This window comes from Caballeronia sp. J97 (assembly GCF_905220305.1).
Classification (GTDB): domain Bacteria; phylum Pseudomonadota; class Gammaproteobacteria; order Burkholderiales; family Burkholderiaceae; genus Caballeronia.
Genome location: NZ_CAJMZL010000015.1, coordinates 154982 through 170358, shown reverse-complemented (window position 1 = coordinate 170358; position 15377 = coordinate 154982). Strand labels below are relative to the sequence as shown.

16 protein-coding genes are annotated in these 15377 nt (G+C 62.3%); 12 read left to right on the top strand and 4 right to left on the bottom strand.

What is annotated here, in order from left to right; all coding sequences use genetic code 11:
• Positions 1–259 precede the first annotated feature (259 nt).
• From imuA to U4Y90_RS20305, 3 genes are read left to right on the top strand one after another with little or no spacing between them, the layout of a single operon-like run.
• On the top strand, positions 260–1123 hold the full coding sequence (gene imuA, locus U4Y90_RS20315) for a translesion DNA synthesis-associated protein ImuA (RefSeq protein WP_321797150.1): 864 nt from the start codon (positions 260–262) through the stop codon (positions 1121–1123).
• Positions 1068–2651 carry a DNA polymerase Y family protein gene (locus tag U4Y90_RS20310; RefSeq protein WP_321797149.1) on the top strand — a complete coding sequence of 528 codons (1584 nt, stop codon included), beginning with the start codon at positions 1068–1070 and terminating at the stop codon, positions 2649–2651. The genes imuA and U4Y90_RS20310 overlap by 56 nt, the downstream gene beginning before the upstream one ends.
• A gap of 7 nt (positions 2652–2658) precedes the next feature.
• Positions 2659–6129, top strand: a complete 3471-nt coding sequence (locus U4Y90_RS20305) for an error-prone DNA polymerase (RefSeq protein WP_321797147.1) — start codon at positions 2659–2661, stop codon at positions 6127–6129.
• Here the strand turns inward: U4Y90_RS20305 and U4Y90_RS20300 are convergent.
• Together U4Y90_RS20300 and U4Y90_RS20295 are read right to left on the bottom strand one after the other, a co-directional pair.
• Positions 6123–7061 carry an SDR family oxidoreductase gene (locus tag U4Y90_RS20300; protein WP_321797145.1) on the bottom strand — a complete coding sequence of 313 codons (939 nt, stop codon included), beginning with the start codon at positions 7059–7061 and terminating at the stop codon, positions 6123–6125. The two genes, U4Y90_RS20305 and U4Y90_RS20300, sit on opposite strands and share 7 nt — an antisense overlap.
• Positions 7058–7264, bottom strand: a complete 207-nt coding sequence (locus tag U4Y90_RS20295; RefSeq protein ID WP_321797144.1) for a heavy-metal-associated domain-containing protein — start codon at positions 7262–7264, stop codon at positions 7058–7060. The genes U4Y90_RS20300 and U4Y90_RS20295 overlap by 4 nt, the downstream gene beginning before the upstream one ends.
• A 97-nt stretch (positions 7265–7361) precedes the next feature.
• On the opposite strand from U4Y90_RS20295, the gene cueR reads away from it, so the two are divergent.
• Together cueR and U4Y90_RS20285 are read left to right on the top strand one after the other, a co-directional pair.
• Complete coding sequence (gene cueR / locus U4Y90_RS20290) at positions 7362–7748, top strand: Cu(I)-responsive transcriptional regulator (protein ID WP_321797143.1); 387 nt, start codon at positions 7362–7364, stop codon at positions 7746–7748.
• A 236-nt stretch (positions 7749–7984) separates the two neighbouring features.
• The gene (locus tag U4Y90_RS20285) at positions 7985–8131 is read left to right on the top strand and encodes a DUF3563 family protein (protein WP_008349196.1); all 147 of its coding nucleotides are present in this window, start codon (positions 7985–7987) and stop codon (positions 8129–8131) included.
• 97 nt (positions 8132–8228) lie between these two features.
• On the opposite strand, the gene U4Y90_RS20280 is transcribed toward U4Y90_RS20285, so the two are convergent.
• A complete protein-coding gene (locus tag U4Y90_RS20280) occupies positions 8229–8624 on the bottom strand; it encodes a DUF305 domain-containing protein (RefSeq protein WP_321797142.1) in 396 nt (131 codons plus the stop codon).
• Between the two features lie 109 nt (positions 8625–8733).
• Between U4Y90_RS20280 and U4Y90_RS20275 the strand changes: the two genes are divergently transcribed.
• Positions 8734–9102: a hypothetical protein gene (locus U4Y90_RS20275; RefSeq protein WP_321797140.1), complete on the top strand. Its 369-nt coding sequence runs from the start codon at positions 8734–8736 to the stop codon at positions 9100–9102.
• 13 nt (positions 9103–9115) lie between these two features.
• Here U4Y90_RS20275 and U4Y90_RS20270 read toward each other — a convergent pair whose 3' ends face one another.
• Positions 9116–9961 (bottom strand): 23S rRNA (adenine(2030)-N(6))-methyltransferase RlmJ, encoded by an 846-nt coding sequence (locus tag U4Y90_RS20270; RefSeq protein WP_321797139.1) that lies wholly within the window; start codon positions 9959–9961, stop codon positions 9116–9118.
• 290 nt (positions 9962–10251) lie between these two features.
• Here U4Y90_RS20270 and U4Y90_RS20265 point away from each other — a divergent pair, with 290 nt between their 5' ends.
• The 6 genes from U4Y90_RS20265 (at position 10252) to iscU (ending at position 15358) form a co-directional block, all read left to right on the top strand.
• Positions 10252–11046 carry a 3-hydroxybutyrate dehydrogenase gene (locus tag U4Y90_RS20265; protein WP_321797137.1) on the top strand — a complete coding sequence of 265 codons (795 nt, stop codon included), beginning with the start codon at positions 10252–10254 and terminating at the stop codon, positions 11044–11046.
• 15 nt (positions 11047–11061) lie between these two features.
• Positions 11062–12300, top strand: a complete 1239-nt coding sequence (locus U4Y90_RS20260; RefSeq protein ID WP_321797135.1) for a patatin-like phospholipase family protein — start codon at positions 11062–11064, stop codon at positions 12298–12300.
• Between the two features lie 124 nt (positions 12301–12424).
• On the top strand, positions 12425–12907 hold the full coding sequence (locus U4Y90_RS20255; protein ID WP_321797133.1) for a low molecular weight protein-tyrosine-phosphatase: 483 nt from the start codon (positions 12425–12427) through the stop codon (positions 12905–12907).
• 138 nt (positions 12908–13045) lie between these two features.
• A complete protein-coding gene (gene iscR, locus U4Y90_RS20250; RefSeq protein WP_061164295.1) occupies positions 13046–13573 on the top strand; it encodes a Fe-S cluster assembly transcriptional regulator IscR in 528 nt (175 codons plus the stop codon).
• 85 nt (positions 13574–13658) lie between these two features.
• Positions 13659–14882 carry an IscS subfamily cysteine desulfurase gene (locus U4Y90_RS20245; RefSeq protein WP_321797129.1) on the top strand — a complete coding sequence of 408 codons (1224 nt, stop codon included), beginning with the start codon at positions 13659–13661 and terminating at the stop codon, positions 14880–14882.
• 50 nt (positions 14883–14932) lie between these two features.
• Complete coding sequence (gene iscU / locus U4Y90_RS20240) at positions 14933–15358, top strand: Fe-S cluster assembly scaffold IscU (protein ID WP_321797127.1); 426 nt, start codon at positions 14933–14935, stop codon at positions 15356–15358.
• Positions 15359–15377: the final 19 nt, after the last annotated feature.

Here is a 15377-nt window from a genome sequence, read left to right as displayed (position 1 = left end):
GCGGCCACAGCGCATCTGATGCGCGATGGCATGCGCCCAAACGCAGACCGCAACATATCCTCACACAGGCGAAAAACGAGGAAATCTCAAATCGTACGAGCGATGACAGATCTTTCCACGGTTTCCCGTCTTTCTCCACGCTCCACCGGTTAGTCCCCCTCTCGCTCCAAAATACTGTATAAATATACAGTAAAACCAAAGGCCGTCGAGTGCTCGACCATGAGCAGGCCCTTGCATTTGCGTTGGACGGGGGAATTTCATGGGTGCCGCACTTTCATTGCTCGATATCGGGCTGACATCGCATTTGCAGCGTCAGATCTGGCAGGGCAGTCCTGTCAACGATCCCGATTCGAACATCATTTCGAGCGGCTTCCGAGCGCTTGACCTGGCCTTGCCCGGTGCAGGCTGGATGCCCGGCACAGTCACCGAATTGCTGATCGAAGAGAGTGGCGTAGGCGAAATCAGGCTGCTTGCGCGCACGATTCGGGAACTGACGGCAAGCAAAGGCCGCTCCGTCATCTTTGTCGCGCCACCGTGGAAGCCCAACCTGGCTGCGCTTCGAGCGATGAACATCGCGGTGAACAAGCTGGTCTGGGTCAAAGCGCCCGAGGATCAGGTGCTCTGGGCCGCCGAACAGTCGTTGAAGCAAGAAGGCATCGGCGCGGTGCTGATCTGGCTGCCGCAAGTGCGTCCCGACGCGCTACGAAGGCTGCAGGTGGCGGCTCAGGAAGCGCAATCGCTGGCATTTCTGTTCCGTCCGCTCAAAGCGGCGAAGCAATCCTCCGCCGCGCCACTGCGCATGGTCTGCAAGCCGATACTTCCCGCCAACGCGCAGACGATGAATCGTCGCGAATGGATGCAGGCCGTCATGCTCGAAATCGACATCATTAAGCGGCGAGGTCCATTGCTCGTCAAACCGTTGCAGTTGAGCTTGCCGCTGCAGATGCCTGCTCTGCCCGAACATATTCGTCGTGCGCATCAGGCAAGGAAAGCACGAGAGGTCAAACATGTTGTGGATAGCGGTGACATTGCCGCTTTTATCGCTCGAAGCAGTCAGGCCGCCCTCGATGCCCTCGGCATCGCGGAATTCGATCTCGCCTGGAGCAACGTCGACATCGAATGACGCCTGCGCCGGCAACATCGATCAACCATGCTTCGCGCTCGCCGATTACGCGCGCATTCTGATGCCCGATCTCGTCGCGTTTCGGCTCGGCGTGCGGCCCGGCAGCACGCGCTCGCATGCGTTCGCGCTGGCGCCGCAACTGACGCTGCTTGCCGTCGACATTCGCGAAGAGCAGAGCGCACTCGAAGCCGTAGCGTTGGCGCTGCTCGCGTTCACGCCCAAAGTCGTGCTCGCGCATGCGAATACAGTGCTGCTCGAAGTCAGCGCCAGCATGCGGCTCTTCGGCGGATTGCGCGCGTTGTTGTCCAAAGTGACATCGACGGTGAAAGGGTGCGGCTTCACGTCGCGCATGGGCTGCGCGCCGACAGCGTGGGGCGCGTGGCTGCTGGCGCACGCGCGCACGCGCCGCGTTGCGCGACGTGTGCGCATCGTGAAAGAGACGACGCTCCTGCACGTGCTCGATGAACTGCCCGTATCGCTCATTCCGTCGGCGCATTCGCACGGCAACGTGTTCGAGCAGATCGGCTGTGCGACGCTTGCCGATTTGCGCCGTCTGCCGCGCAAGGGTGTCGCGCGACGCTTCGGCCAAGGCGTCCTGCAATGGCTCGCGCAAGCGTACGGACAGGCGCCCGATCCGCGCGAGGCATTTTGCGCGCCGGCGTCGTTCGAAGCGCGGCTCGAATTGCAGGCGCGCGTGGAAAGCGCCGAGGCGTTGCTGTTCGCCGCCCGCCGGCTCGTGCTGCAACTCGCCGGTTGGCTGAGCGCGCATCATGCGGCGGTCAGTGAATTCTCGCTCTTGCTCGAGCACGAACCGGCCGCCCGCCACGCGCCGAAAACGTCGACGTTCAAGGTGGCCTGGGCCGTGCCGACGCGCGAAGCCGACCACATCCTGTGGCTGCTGCGCGAGAAGCTGAATCAGACGACGCTCGCCGCGCCCGTGATCGAGATGAAGCTTCTGGCCGACAAGGTCAGCGAGCATGCGCCGCCCCCCGACACCTTGTTTCCGATACCCGGTTCCGACAGCGAATCGATGGCGCAACTGCTCGAACGTCTGAGCGCACGGCTCGGCGCCGAGAATGTCGTGCAACTGGTCGCACGCGACGATCATCGGCCCGAGGCGGCGATGACGGTCGAAGCTTATAAGCCGCCAAGCGAGACAAAGCCCAGGCGCGGTAAAAAATCATCGAAGACTGAAACAGCGAAGGCGGATACGTCCATCGAAGCAGAGCCCGAAGCGCAAGCCGAATCGGACGGCCCGCTCGAGCTTCCCGATCTGGCTGTTCCTTCGCAGCCGCGCCCGTCGTGGATCCTCGAAACGCCGCAAAAGCTGATGCTGCGCAACGAGCGGCCGTTCTATCGACGTCCGTTGAAGCTGATCAGCCGGACCGAGCGGATCGAAGCGGGATGGTGGGACGGCAACGGTGTCCAGCGCGATTACTATGTCGCCGCCGACGATCGCGGCCGCATGTTCTGGCTCTATCGCGAACGTCTCACCGGTGACTGGTTCCTGCACGGTTTTTTCGGATGATGCCGCCATGGATGATCTGAATGACCTGGGCGAGTTCATCGGCTTGGGCGAAGGTGACGACAAGGCAGCATTCCTCGGCTCGATGTCGGCCTCCGCATTGTTGCCTGGTTACGCCGAACTGCATTGCCTGAGCAACTTCTCGTTTCTGCGCGGCGCGTCGCATCCGCAGGAACTGGCGGCGACCGCGCTCGAGCACGGCTATTCCGCGCTCGCGATCACGGATGAATGCTCGCTCGCGGGCGTCGTGCGCGCGCATGCCGCGATCAAGGACATCGAAGCGAAGGCGCGAGCCGACGCCGAAGCCGCGCGGCTTGCCGGCGAGCCGCCGCCCAAGAAGCAGGATCTGAAGCTGATCATCGGCAGTGAACTGCATCTCACCGATGCAAACGGCGAGCCGTTCTGCACACTCATCGCGCTCGCGACGAATCGAACGGGCTACGGCAATTTGTCGGAGTTGATTTCGCACGCGCGCTCTCGTTCGCCCAAGGGCAGTTACAAGATCGGTCCGGAAGACTTCACCGATCCCGCCACGTCAACCGATACAGCGGACCTGCGCGGCGATATCGCGCATCTGAAGCACTTGCCCGATTGCCTTTTGATTCTCGTGCCGCAGCGCTCGGCGACGCTCGCCGATACGCTCGATCGCGCGCACTGGCTGGCCGGTTTCGCTGCGGGCCGCGCGTGGCTCGCGCTGGAACTCTGGCAGGACGGCAGCGACGACGAGCGACTGGCCTCGTGTCGCGTGATCGCCGAAGCGAGCGGATTGCCGCTCGTCGCGGCAAGCGGCGCGCTGATGCACGCGCGCTCGCGCAAGCCGTTGCAGGACACGCTCACCGCGATTCGACTGAACCGGCCGCTTGCCGAGTGCGGCTATGCGCTCGAAGCGAACGCGGAGCGACATTTGCGTACGCGGCTGCGCATCGGCGCGCTGTATCCGAAAGAGGCGATTCGCGAAACGCTGAAGGTGGCCGCTCGCTGCACCTTTTCGCTCGACGAGCTCAAGTACGAATATCCCGAAGAGTTGGTGCCGCCCGGTGAAACACCCGCGAGCTATCTGCGCAAGCAGGTGATCGCGGGCGCGCTGCAACGCTGGCCGGACGGCATGGATGCCGAGACGATCGGTCTTATCGAAAAGGAGCTGACGCTCGTCGCGAAGCTGGAATACGAGAAGTACTTCCTGACGGTCTATGACATCGTCGCTTTTGCACGCAGCAAAGGGATTCTGTGTCAGGGGCGCGGCTCGGCGGCGAATTCGATCATTTGCTACTGCCTGTTCATCACTGAGCTGGATCCGGTCCGGATGGGCTTGCTGATCGAGCGCTTCATTTCGCAGGCGCGCAACGAGCCGCCCGACATCGACGTCGATTTCGAGCATCAGCGGCGCGAGGAAGTCATCCAGTACATCTATCGGAAGTACGGGCGGCATCGCGCGTCGTTGGCGGCGTCGCTCATCACGTATCACACGCGCAGCGCGCTAAAAGATGTCGGCAAGGCTCTCGGGCTCGATGCATCGCTGATCGAGCGCATCGGCAAGTCGCAGCAGTGGTGGGACGGGCCGTCGGCGGTGGCGGGTTACCTCCGGGAAGCGGGCTTCAGCGACGACTCGCACGTCACGAAGCATCTCATCCGGCTGACGCGCGAGTTGCGTGGTTTTCCGCGGCATCTGTCGCAGCATGTCGGCGGCTTCGTGATTGCGCGAGAACGCTTGTCGCAACTCGTCCCGATCGAAAACGCCGCGATGAAGGACCGCTGCGTGATCCAGTGGGACAAGGACGACATCGATCAGTTGAAGCTGCTGAAAGTGGACGTGCTCGCGCTCGGCATGCTCTCGGCGATCCGTCGCGCGCTCGAATTCGTCGCGCTGCGGCGCGGTGTGCCGGGCTTCGGGCTGTCGCATATTCGCCGCGAGGACAAGGCCGTCTACGAGATGTGCTGTCGCGCGGACACCATCGGCGTGTTTCAGATCGAGTCGCGTGCGCAGCAAAGCATGCTGCCGCGCTTGCGGCCGCAGAAGTACTACGACCTCGTGATCGAAGTGGCGATCGTGCGGCCCGGCCCGATTCAAGGCGGCATGGTGCACCCGTATCTGCGCCGCAAGCAGGGGCTGGAAGAGGCGGTCTATCCGAAAGAGGAACTGCGGCCGGTGCTCGGCCGCACGCTCGGCGTGCCGATTTTTCAGGAGCAGGTGATGAAGCTCGCGATGGTCGCTGCGGGCTACACGGCGGAACAGGCCGATCAGTTGCGTCGCGCGATGGCCGCGTGGCGTCGCGGCAGTCATCTGGAGAAGTATCAGGCCGATCTCATGCAGAAAATGCTCGCGCGCGGCTACGACCACGATTTCGCCGCGCGCGTGTGCAAGCAGATCGAGGGCTTCGGCGAATACGGTTTTCCGGAGAGTCACTCCGCGAGCTTCGCGCTGCTCGTCTATATCAGCGCCTGGATCAAGCGTTACGAGCCCGCGGCGTTTCTGGCCGGCTTGCTGAACAGCCAGCCGCTCGGCTTCTATTCGCCGTCGCAACTCGTGCAGGACGCGCGGCGTCACGGCGTGCCGGTGTTCGCGCCCGATGTTTCCCTGAGCGATTGGGAATCGGTGCTGGAAGCGCGGTCCGGCAACGGCGAGCGCATCGTGTTCGATGCCGGCAAGGAGCGGCGGCGTCAGCAGTTCTATGGAGCAGCCTCGTCGGATCGCGTCTTTCGGAAAACCGTGCGACGCGCGGCGCGCAGACTCGGAAAGCGCATCGGGCTGGATGGACGGCAATACGGAGCGAATGGGCCGGGCGTGCGGATCGGCCTGCAACTGATCAAAGGTTTCCCGCAAGCGGCGGCCGAGCGGATCATGGCCGCGCGCGCGCAAGGTCCGTTCATCGATGTCGACGATTTCACGCGTCGCGCCGCCTTGTCACGCCGCGAACTCGAAGCGCTCGCGGCGGGAAATGCGCTCGCGAGTATCGCGGGACATCGGCGTCAGGCTTGGTGGGCGGTCACCGCGCAGCAGCGCGCCCCGGAATTGCTGCGCGACGCGCCGATGAAAGAGGCGCCGCTCGCGCTGCCGGAAGCGTCTGAGGGCCGCGAAATCGTCGACGACTACGCCAGTCTCGGACTCACGCTCAATCGTCATCCGCTCGCGCTTCTGCGCACGAAGCTCGCACGCATGCGCTTCAAGACCGCGGCCGAACTGGCGGGCATCAGAAACGGACGCTTCGTGCGCGCGTGCGGCATCGTGACGGTGCGGCAACGGCCGGGCACGGCGAACGGCACGATTTTCGTGTCGATCGAGGACGAAACGGGCGCGATCAACGTGATCGTCTGGCCGGGGCTCGTCGAGAAGCAGCGGAAGGTGCTGCTAGGCGCGTCGTTGCTCGGCGTGCACGGTGTCTGGCAAATGGAAGGCGAGGTGCGCCATCTGGTCGCGCAGCGGCTCGAAGATCACAGCGCGCTGCTCGGCCGCCTCGCCGCGACGAGCCGCGATTTTCACTGAGACGCGACTGCCGGATACTTCGCGAGCAGTTCGGCGATCGCGATATCGAACGGCGTGCGCCGGCCGATGCCCAGCGCTTCCAGCCGGCCGGAGTCGAGATGACAGTCGCGCGGGCGAGGCGTGGCGTCTGTCGACGTGCGCTGCGCGACCAGTTTCGCGTCCACTTTCAATGTCCGCGCGATTCTTTCGGCGATATCGAACTTCGTCATCGGTTCGTCGCCGGACCATTGCGTGATGCCGGAAATGGTCGCGCCTTTCGCATGATGTTCGAGCATGCCGCGAATCACCACGGCGACATCAGGCGTGAAGGTCGGATAGCGCGTAGCCCAGGCATCCATCGAGGCGGGCGGGTTCGACGGATCGGCTGATTTCACGATCGCGGGCGTGAGGCTCGTGACCGCCGATTCGTTCCAGTCGGTGAACGGTCCGTAAAGCAAAGGCAGGCGTAGCACGCAGGAGATCGGATCGCTCGCGAGCAACGCGCGCTCGCCTTCGAGCTTGCTCCGGCCGTAGGCGTTAAGCGGTGCGGGCGCGTCGTCGGGCAAGTAGGGCGGCGAAGTGCCGTCGAACACGTAGTCGGTCGAAATCGACAGCACCCACGCGCCGAGCGAGCGCGCCTCGGTGGCGATCACGTTCAACGCATCGACGTTCAACGCGCGCGCGAGGGCCGGATCGTTTTCGCAGATGTCCGGACGACGCTCCGCCGCCGCGACCACGATGGCATCGGGCGCAAGCTCGCGAAGGAAGGCGCGCACCGCGTCATGATCGAGCAGATCGAGTTTCACGCTCGCGGCGTCGGCGCGACTGTGTGCCGTGCGCACGATGCGCCAGTTCCGCGCGCCGGCCGCGCTCGCGAGCTCAGCAGCGAGCGCGCGACCCAGCAACCCCGACGCGCCGATGAGCGCGACGGTAAAGCGCTCATCGGCGCTCATGCCGTCGCGATGCCGATGACCGTATAGCCGGCCTCGTCGATAGCGGCTTTCACGGCGTCGTTCGATTGCGCGGACTCGACGGCGACCCGGCCTCGCTGTAAATCGACGCGAACCTGCGCCTGTGGATCGATCTCCTGAATCGAGCGCGTCACGGCCGCGACGCAGTGCTGGCAACTCATGCCCTGAACTTCGAATTCGGTCATTGCGGTTTCCTCTTGAAAAATCTTCGATCAACGACATCGTATACCTTGCCATCATGGGAAGGTGTAGAGTCGGGATGACATTTTTCAGGAGCGAACGATGAATATCGGGGAAGCGGCCCGCGCCTCGGGCGTGACGGCGAAGATGATCCGTTACTACGAAAGCGTCGGATTGCTCAATCCGGTCAGGCGAACGTCGTCGGGGTATCGGATGTACGGCGATCAGGAGGTGCATGCACTGCGTTTCGTGCGGCAGGCGCGCCGGCTTGGTTTTCTCGTCGAGGATATCCGCAAGCTGCTCGCCCTGTGGCAGGACCGGTCGCGAGCGAGCGCCGAGGTGAAATCGATCGCGCTGGAGCACGTTGCGGAGCTGGACCGGCGCATAGCCGAATTGACGGAGATGCGCGACACGCTGTCGCATCTGGCGAATCACTGTCATGGCGATGCCCGACCAGATTGCCCGATCCTGGACAAGCTGGCACAGTGAATGCACCTATTTGGTGCTAAAAAAGGATGAAATGGCTGACGAGATTAATATTCTTCTGAAAAATCAGTGATTTGAAGCAAGGTTACTGCTCGCACCATTCCGAAACCGAATGCACACTATTCAAGCATTTCACTACCACGGCGCGAACGTTCTCCTCTATAATCCGGGTATTCCCTAACGCGGGTAATCCCTGACCCGAAATTGCCAGGGATCTTTCGAAGACCTTGGAGAACATCATGTTTGCATTCCTGATCGAAAAACTGAGCATTTGGTTTGAAGCCGCAGAGCAGCGCCGCCGCGAAGCGTATCTTGCGCAATCGACGGACATCGTCCAGCTCGAACAGCGCATCCGCTCGCTCGAAACGAACGGCTACAACGCCTAAGCGTATCGTTCCTGGCGGTGAAACCGCCGAACGTGAAAGTTGAAAAGCCCCGCATCGCGGGGCTTTTGCGTTTGTGCGCGTCGCGCTGCTGGGCGGCTTACTTGTGCGGATGCTGCTCCAGCCACTGCTTCATAAATGCAATTTCCTTGTCTTGCGCGGCGATGATGTCTTTGGCCAGCTTGCGCAGCTTTGCGTCCTTGCCATATTTCAGTTCGACCTTGGCCATTTCCACCGCGCCCTGATGATGCGGAATCATGTGCGCGACAAAATCCCGGTCGGCATTTCCCGTGTACTCAATGCTCGACATTCCCGACATCATTTTCTGATCAGCGGCCTGGAATGCGGCTGTCGACGAAACGTCCGTGGGCTTCGGCGCGGGATGCTCCATGCTCATGCCAGGCATCGCTTCGCTCGCGGGCGCCGCTGTCTGAGCGATCGTGCCGGCGCTACAGAGGGTGGCGAAGATGGCAAGTACGATTCTTGTTGATTTCATCGTATCTCCTGTAAAAGGGGCGGTTGCTGCTCCTGTGTGAGGGAACGCCTAGCCTAAAGCTTGCCACGGGGGTAAGGTAAAGCCGTTTCGTCGACACAAAGAGCGCGCGATGCAAGACCAGATCAACAACACGACGAATGTTCGCTCCCGGGGATACGCCGCGAAAGCCGCGCGTCTGTGCATCGCGCTCGCCGCGGCCTTGCCCGCTTCGCAATCGGTGTTCGCCAAACCGGGGGGCGAGCCTCTCGTGCTCGATACGCAAACCGGTATCCATAGCGGCGTGAGCGGAACCGTGCTCCAGAGCGGCCCGCTCGGCGGCCCTGGCATGGTCCCGATGGCGACGTTGCCCGGAATTTCACAGGCGGAGCCGCCAATCGTCGTTTCGCCTTACGTCGAATATTCGACCGGACAGGGCACTGCACCCACTCAGCCCGGTGGCGGCGTGCGACCGAGAGTTCCGAAGAGCCTTCATCCCTGATCGTCGGCCGGAGTCAGTCCGCGCGATGTTCCAGCTTGAACGAGGCGTTGTCGTCCTCGCCGAGCGCGTCGACGAGATAGGCCAGAGATTCCTTCAGTTCCTTTGCCAGCGTGTAGGGCGGATTGATCACGAACATGCCGCTACCGAACAGGCCGAAGCCGTCGGCCGGCGGATTTCTCACTGTGAGGGCCGCGTGCAGCCAACCTTTCGGCTGGATGGTTTTCAGCTGATCGGCGAAACGCTGCGACTCCATGCGCGTGACGATCGGATACCAGACCGCATAGGTGCCCGTCGCGAAACGCTTGATGCTTTCTTCGAGACACGTGAGCACACGCGCATAGTCGCGCTTGTCCTCGTACGATGGATCGATCAGCACGAGCGCCCTTCGCGATGGGGGCGGAAGGAGCGCCTTGATGCCGTCGAAGCCGTCACCGTCGTAGATCATCGCGCGCCGGCCGGCATCGCGGAAATTGTGGCGCAGCACGTCGATCTCCGTGCTGTGCAGCTCGAAGAGGCGCATGCGATCCTGCTCGCGCATCGTGCGCCAGGCGAGATAAGGCGAGCCGGGATAAAAGCGCAGATCGCCATCGGGATTCAGCGCCTTCACTTCATCGACATAGTCGGCGAGAAGCGCAGGCAGATCGTCCCGATCCCAAAGCTTGCCGATGCCCGTTTCGAACTCGGCATTCTTCGTCGCGAAGCCTTCGGTGAGCGAGTAGACCCCGGCGCCGGCGTGCGTGTCGATATACCAATACGATTTGTCCTTCTGGCCGAGATAGCGAAGCATCTGGATGACGATCGCGTGTTTCAGCACATCGGCGTGGTTGCCCGCATGAAAGGCGTGACGGTAACTGAGCATGACAGGAGGCCCGCGAAGGGCGCGAAAAACAGCAATGAAAAGGTGCGGAGGAAGGGCGCCTATTTTAGCCGACCCTGTCCGGCGCGATACTCACGACGTCAGGACTGCACTGCAGCGCACGACGTCCTTCATGCACAATAACCGCTCCCGGGCGTGCGGGAATAGTCGGCCGAACGGTCTAGGCGTTCTGATATTCCGCCCGACTTGTCCTATGCCGAACGGCCAGCTTGATGGCCGCGCCGACTGATGTTGTCATACACCCGATGTCTTCCACTGGATAGGAGGTTCGCATGTCATCAAACGGTAAGCTCGACGGCAAGACCGCGGTCGTGACGGGCGCGGCGAGCGGCATCGGCCGCGCGATCGCCTTCACGCTCGCCGGCGCCGGCGCGGCGGTCGCCATCGCCGATCTGAATCAGGCGGGCGCGGACGCGGTCGCGGAGGAAATTCGCGGAAAAGGCGGCAAGGCCATCGGCATCGCGATGGACGTGACGAACGAAGATGCGGTCAATCAGGGCATCGATCGCGTCGCGACCGAACTCGGATCGGTCGACATCCTCGTATCGAACGCGGGCATCCAGATCGTCAATCCGATCGAGAATTACGCATACGCCGACTGGAAGAAGATGATGGCGATTCACGTCGACGGTGCGTTTCTCACGACCAAGGCTGCCCTGAAGCACATGTACAAGGACGATCGCGGCGGCGTCGTGATCTACATGGGCTCGGTTCATTCGCACGAGGCATCGCCGCTGAAGTCGGCGTATGTGACCGCGAAGCACGGCTTGCTCGGCCTCGCACGCGTGCTCGCGAAGGAAGGCGCAAAGCACAACGTGCGCTCGCATGTCGTCTGTCCCGGTTTCGTGCGCACGCCGCTCGTCGACAAGCAGATTCCCGAGCAGGCGAAGGAGTTGAAGATCAGCGAGGAAGAGGTCGTCAAGCGCGTGATGCTGGGCGGCACGGTCGATGGCGTGTTCACGACCGTCGAGGACGTCGCGCAGACCGTGCTCTTCCTGTCCGCGTTCGAAACGGCGGCCCTGACGGGGCAATCGTTCGTCGTGAGTCACGGCTGGTTCATGCAATAAGGGGGAACACGCGGGATGTCGGAAATCGAGAACGAAGAAGTTGGAACAAGGGGACGCACGGCGACTCGAAAGTCTGCCGCGCGTGACGAATCCGCTGAAGCGCAATCTCGGATCCAGTTGCCGCCTTACGAGACGATCGCGCTGATGCTCCAGGGCGGCGGCGCGCTCGGCGCCTATCAGGCGGGCGTCTATCAAGGGCTTCACGAGGCGGGTATTCATCCGAACTGGATTGCCGGCATCTCGATCGGCGCGCTGAACACGGCGATCATCGCGGGGAACGCGCCCGAGCATCGCGTGACGCGTCTGCAGGAGTTCTGGGAAACGATCTGCCAGCCAGCGTTCGGCTTTCCGTTGCCGGCGTTCGTCGAGCGCGCGTTGTTCGATTCCACCGATGAGGTCCGCAAGGCGTTCACCGCGATGCAGGCCGTCGGCGCGATCCTCGAAGGGCAAAAGGGCTTTTTCGTTCCGCGCTTTCCGACACCATCGCCGATCGCGTCGACGTCGCCGCAAACCGCGAGCTATTACGACACGACGCCGCTCAAAGCTACCCTCGAGCGTCTGTGCGACTTCGACCGCATCAATTCCGGCGAGACCCGCGTGTCGGTCGGCGCGGTGAATGTCGCGACCGGCAACTTCGCGTATTTCGACAACTCGAAGATCCATTTGCGCGCCGAGCATTTCATTGCTTCGGGCGCTTTGCCGCCAGGCTTCGCCGCCGTCGAAATCGACGGCCAGTTCTACTGGGACGGCGGCCTCATGTCGAACACGCCGCTCTACGAGATTGCGCAGGCGACGCCGCGCCGCGACACGCTCGCTTTCCAGGTCGATCTGTGGAGCGCGCGCGGGCCGGTGCCGGACAGCATCGTCGACGTGATGGGGCGCGTGAAGGACGTGCAGTACTCGAGTCGCACGCGTCTCGTCACGGATCAGATGCAGCGTTCGCAGCGCTACAGAAATGTCTTGCAGCACGTGCTCGATCTCGTGCCCGAAGAGGTCCGCAAAAGCGACGAATGGTGCAGGCTCGCCGCTGATCTGGCGTGTTCGAAGCGCTACAACATTGTCCATCTCATCTATCGCCACAAAGAGTACGAGGGGCACTACAAGGACTATCAGTTCGGTTTTTCGACGATGCGCGAGCATTGGGAAACCGGCCTGTCCGACATGCGACGCACGCTCGCGCATCGCGACTGGCTTGACATGCCCAACGGCGAATCCCGCTTCGTCACGCATGACATTCACCGCGACGAGCGATGAGCGCGTTCCGCGGAGAGGAATGTCCCTGTCAGGCGAGAATTTGTGCCCCTTTGTATAATCCGGGACGCGTTCCGGTGGCTGTTTTTCCGAGGTCACCGGGCATCATGACCTTTTCCGGCTTTAGATGAACTCGATCGCGGTCTGCTTCGTCTGTCTCGGCAACATCTGCCGCTCGCCCAGCGCGGAAGCGGTGATGCGCGACCTCGTCCAGCGCGCGAATCTGGCCGACCGGATCGTCATCGACTCGGCGGGCACGGGCGACTGGCACATCGGCGAGCCGCCCGATGAGCGCGCCCAGAAGGCGGCAAAGAAGCGCGGCTACGATCTGTCGGCATTGCGCGGCCGTCAGGTCGCGACCGCCGACTTCACGCGCTTCGATCTTTTCATCGTCATGGATGACGCCAACGCCGCTGCCCTGAATGAAGTCTGCCCGTCCGAGCATCGCGACAAGATTCGTCTGCTCATGGAATTCGCCACGCGCGACGACAGCCGCGTCGTCGTCGATCCGTACTTCGGCGGCGAAGAGGGCTTCGAAAAAGTCCTCGATCAATGCGAGGACGCCTGCGAGGGCTTGCTGAACGCCTTGCGCGCCCAATTGACGGGCTGACCGCCCACCGTCAGCTCCCGGTCGTACGAGCAAAAAAATCAATTAAAAAGCTACTTATCTCGCCGGGGATACTTGACTAAAACTGTGGGATATTTATACTTGACGAAAATCATCGAGTATTAGCGGTAGCCCCCAATTATGAGACTCACCACGAAAGGCCGTTTCGCCGTCACGGCGATGATCGACCTGGCACTGCGCCAGGAGCAGGGCCCGGTGACGCTGGCAGGCATTAGCCAGCGCCAGCGCATCTCGCTTTCCTACCTCGAACAGCTCTTCGGAAAGCTGCGGCGGCATGAAATCGTCGAATCGGTCCGCGGGCCGGGCGGCGGTTACAACCTCGCGCGCCGCGCGGAAAACGTCACGGTTGCCGACATCATCATCGCGGTCGACGAGCCGATCGACGCCACGCAATGCGGCGGCAAGGGCACGTGCGAAGGCACCAAGCAGCACGACGGCCACTGCATGACGCACGAACTCTGGGCGACGCTCAATCAGAAGATGGTCGAGTATCTCGACTCCGTCTCGCTGAAGGATCTCGTCGATCAGCAGCGCGCACGCGAAGGCTCATCGGCGGTGCTGCGCGACCGGCGCGCCGAATCGGCTGGCGTCGAGACCGCACGCGTCGTGCCCAAGGGTCCGAATTCCATTTTCAACCTGGCCGGATGACATACATGCGGCGCCGGCACGAGCCAAGCGCGCAGACAAAGAGCGTCCCAGCCAAGAGCTTTGACCGATTTTCCCGGAGCGACTGATGAATAACGATATTCCCCACCTGCCCATTTACATGGACTACAGCGCGACGACGCCTGTCGATCCGCGCGTGGTGGACAAGATGATCCCGTATCTTCGCGAGCAGTTCGGCAATCCGGCCTCGCGCAGCCATCAGTACGGCTGGGATGCGGAGCGCGCGGTCGAAGAGGCGCGCGAGAACGTTGCGGCGCTCGTTAACTGCGATCCGCGCGAGATCATCTGGACGTCGGGCGCGACGGAATCGGACAACCTCGCCATCAAGGGCGCGGCGCATTTCTACAAGAGCAAGGGAAAGCACATCATCACCGTGAAGACCGAGCACAAGGCCGTGCTCGACACCACGCGTGAGCTGGAGCGCGAAGGCTACGAAGTCACGTATCTCGACGTGAAGGACGACGGTCTCGTCGATCTCGAGAAGTTCAAGGCGGCGATCCGCCCGGACACCATTCTCGTTTCCGTGATGAGCGTGAACAACGAAATCGGCGTGATCCAGGACATCGAGGCGATCGGCGAGATCACGCGCGAAAAGGGCATCATTTTTCACGTCGACGCGGCGCAGGCCACCGGCAAGATCGAAATCGACCTGCAAAAGCTGAAGGTTGATCTGATGTCGTTCTCGGCGCACAAGACGTACGGTCCGAAGGGCATCGGCGCGCTGTACGTGCGCCGCAAGCCGCGCGTGCGCATCGAAGCGCAGATGCACGGCGGCGGTCACGAGCGCGGCATGCGTTCGGGCACGCTTGCGACGCATCAGATCGTCGGCATGGGCGAGGCATTCCGTATCGCGCGTGAGGAAATGGCGACGGAAAACGAGCGCATCCGCATGCTGCGCGACCGTCTGCTGAAGGGCCTGCAGGATATCGAGGAGGTGTACGTCAACGGCGACATGGAGCGTCGCGTGCCGCATAACCTCAACATCAGCTTCAATTTCGTCGAAGGCGAATCGCTGATCATGGCGGTGAAGGATGTCGCGGTGTCGTCGGGTTCGGCGTGCACGTCGGCGTCGCTCGAGCCTTCGTATGTGCTGCGCGCGCTCGGTCGCAACGATGAACTCGCGCACAGCTCGATTCGCTTCACGGTCGGCCGCTTCACCACGGAGCAGGACGTCGACTATGTGATCAACCTGCTGAAGAACAAGATCGCGAAGCTGCGCGATCTGTCGCCGCTCTGGGAAATGCATAAGGACGGCATCGACATCTCGACCATCCAGTGGGCCGCGCACTAAGCGGCCGCGCTGAGCGACACGCGACACCGAATATTAGGAGAGTTTGAATCATGGCTTATAGCGACAAGGTTCTGGACCACTACGAAAATCCGCGCAACGTCGGCTCGTTCTCGAAGGACGACGACACCGTCGGCACCGGCATGGTCGGCGCGCCGGCTTGCGGCGACGTGATGAAGCTGCAGATCCGCGTCGGCGCGGACGGCGTGATCGAGGACGCGAAGTTCAAGACCTACGGCTGCGGCTCGGCGATCGCATCGAGTTCGCTCGTGACCGAGTGGGTGAAGGGCAAGACGCTGGATCAGGCGCTTACGATCAAGAACACGCAGATCGCCGAAGAACTGGCGCTGCCGCCGGTGAAGATCCACTGCTCGATCCTCGCGGAAGACGCGATCAAGGCAGCAGTCGCGGATTACAAGCAGCGTCATGGCATCGCGGCGCCGGAAGCGCAGGCGCACGAAAAGCAACACGCGGCGTAAGTGACGAAAGCGGGCGCCG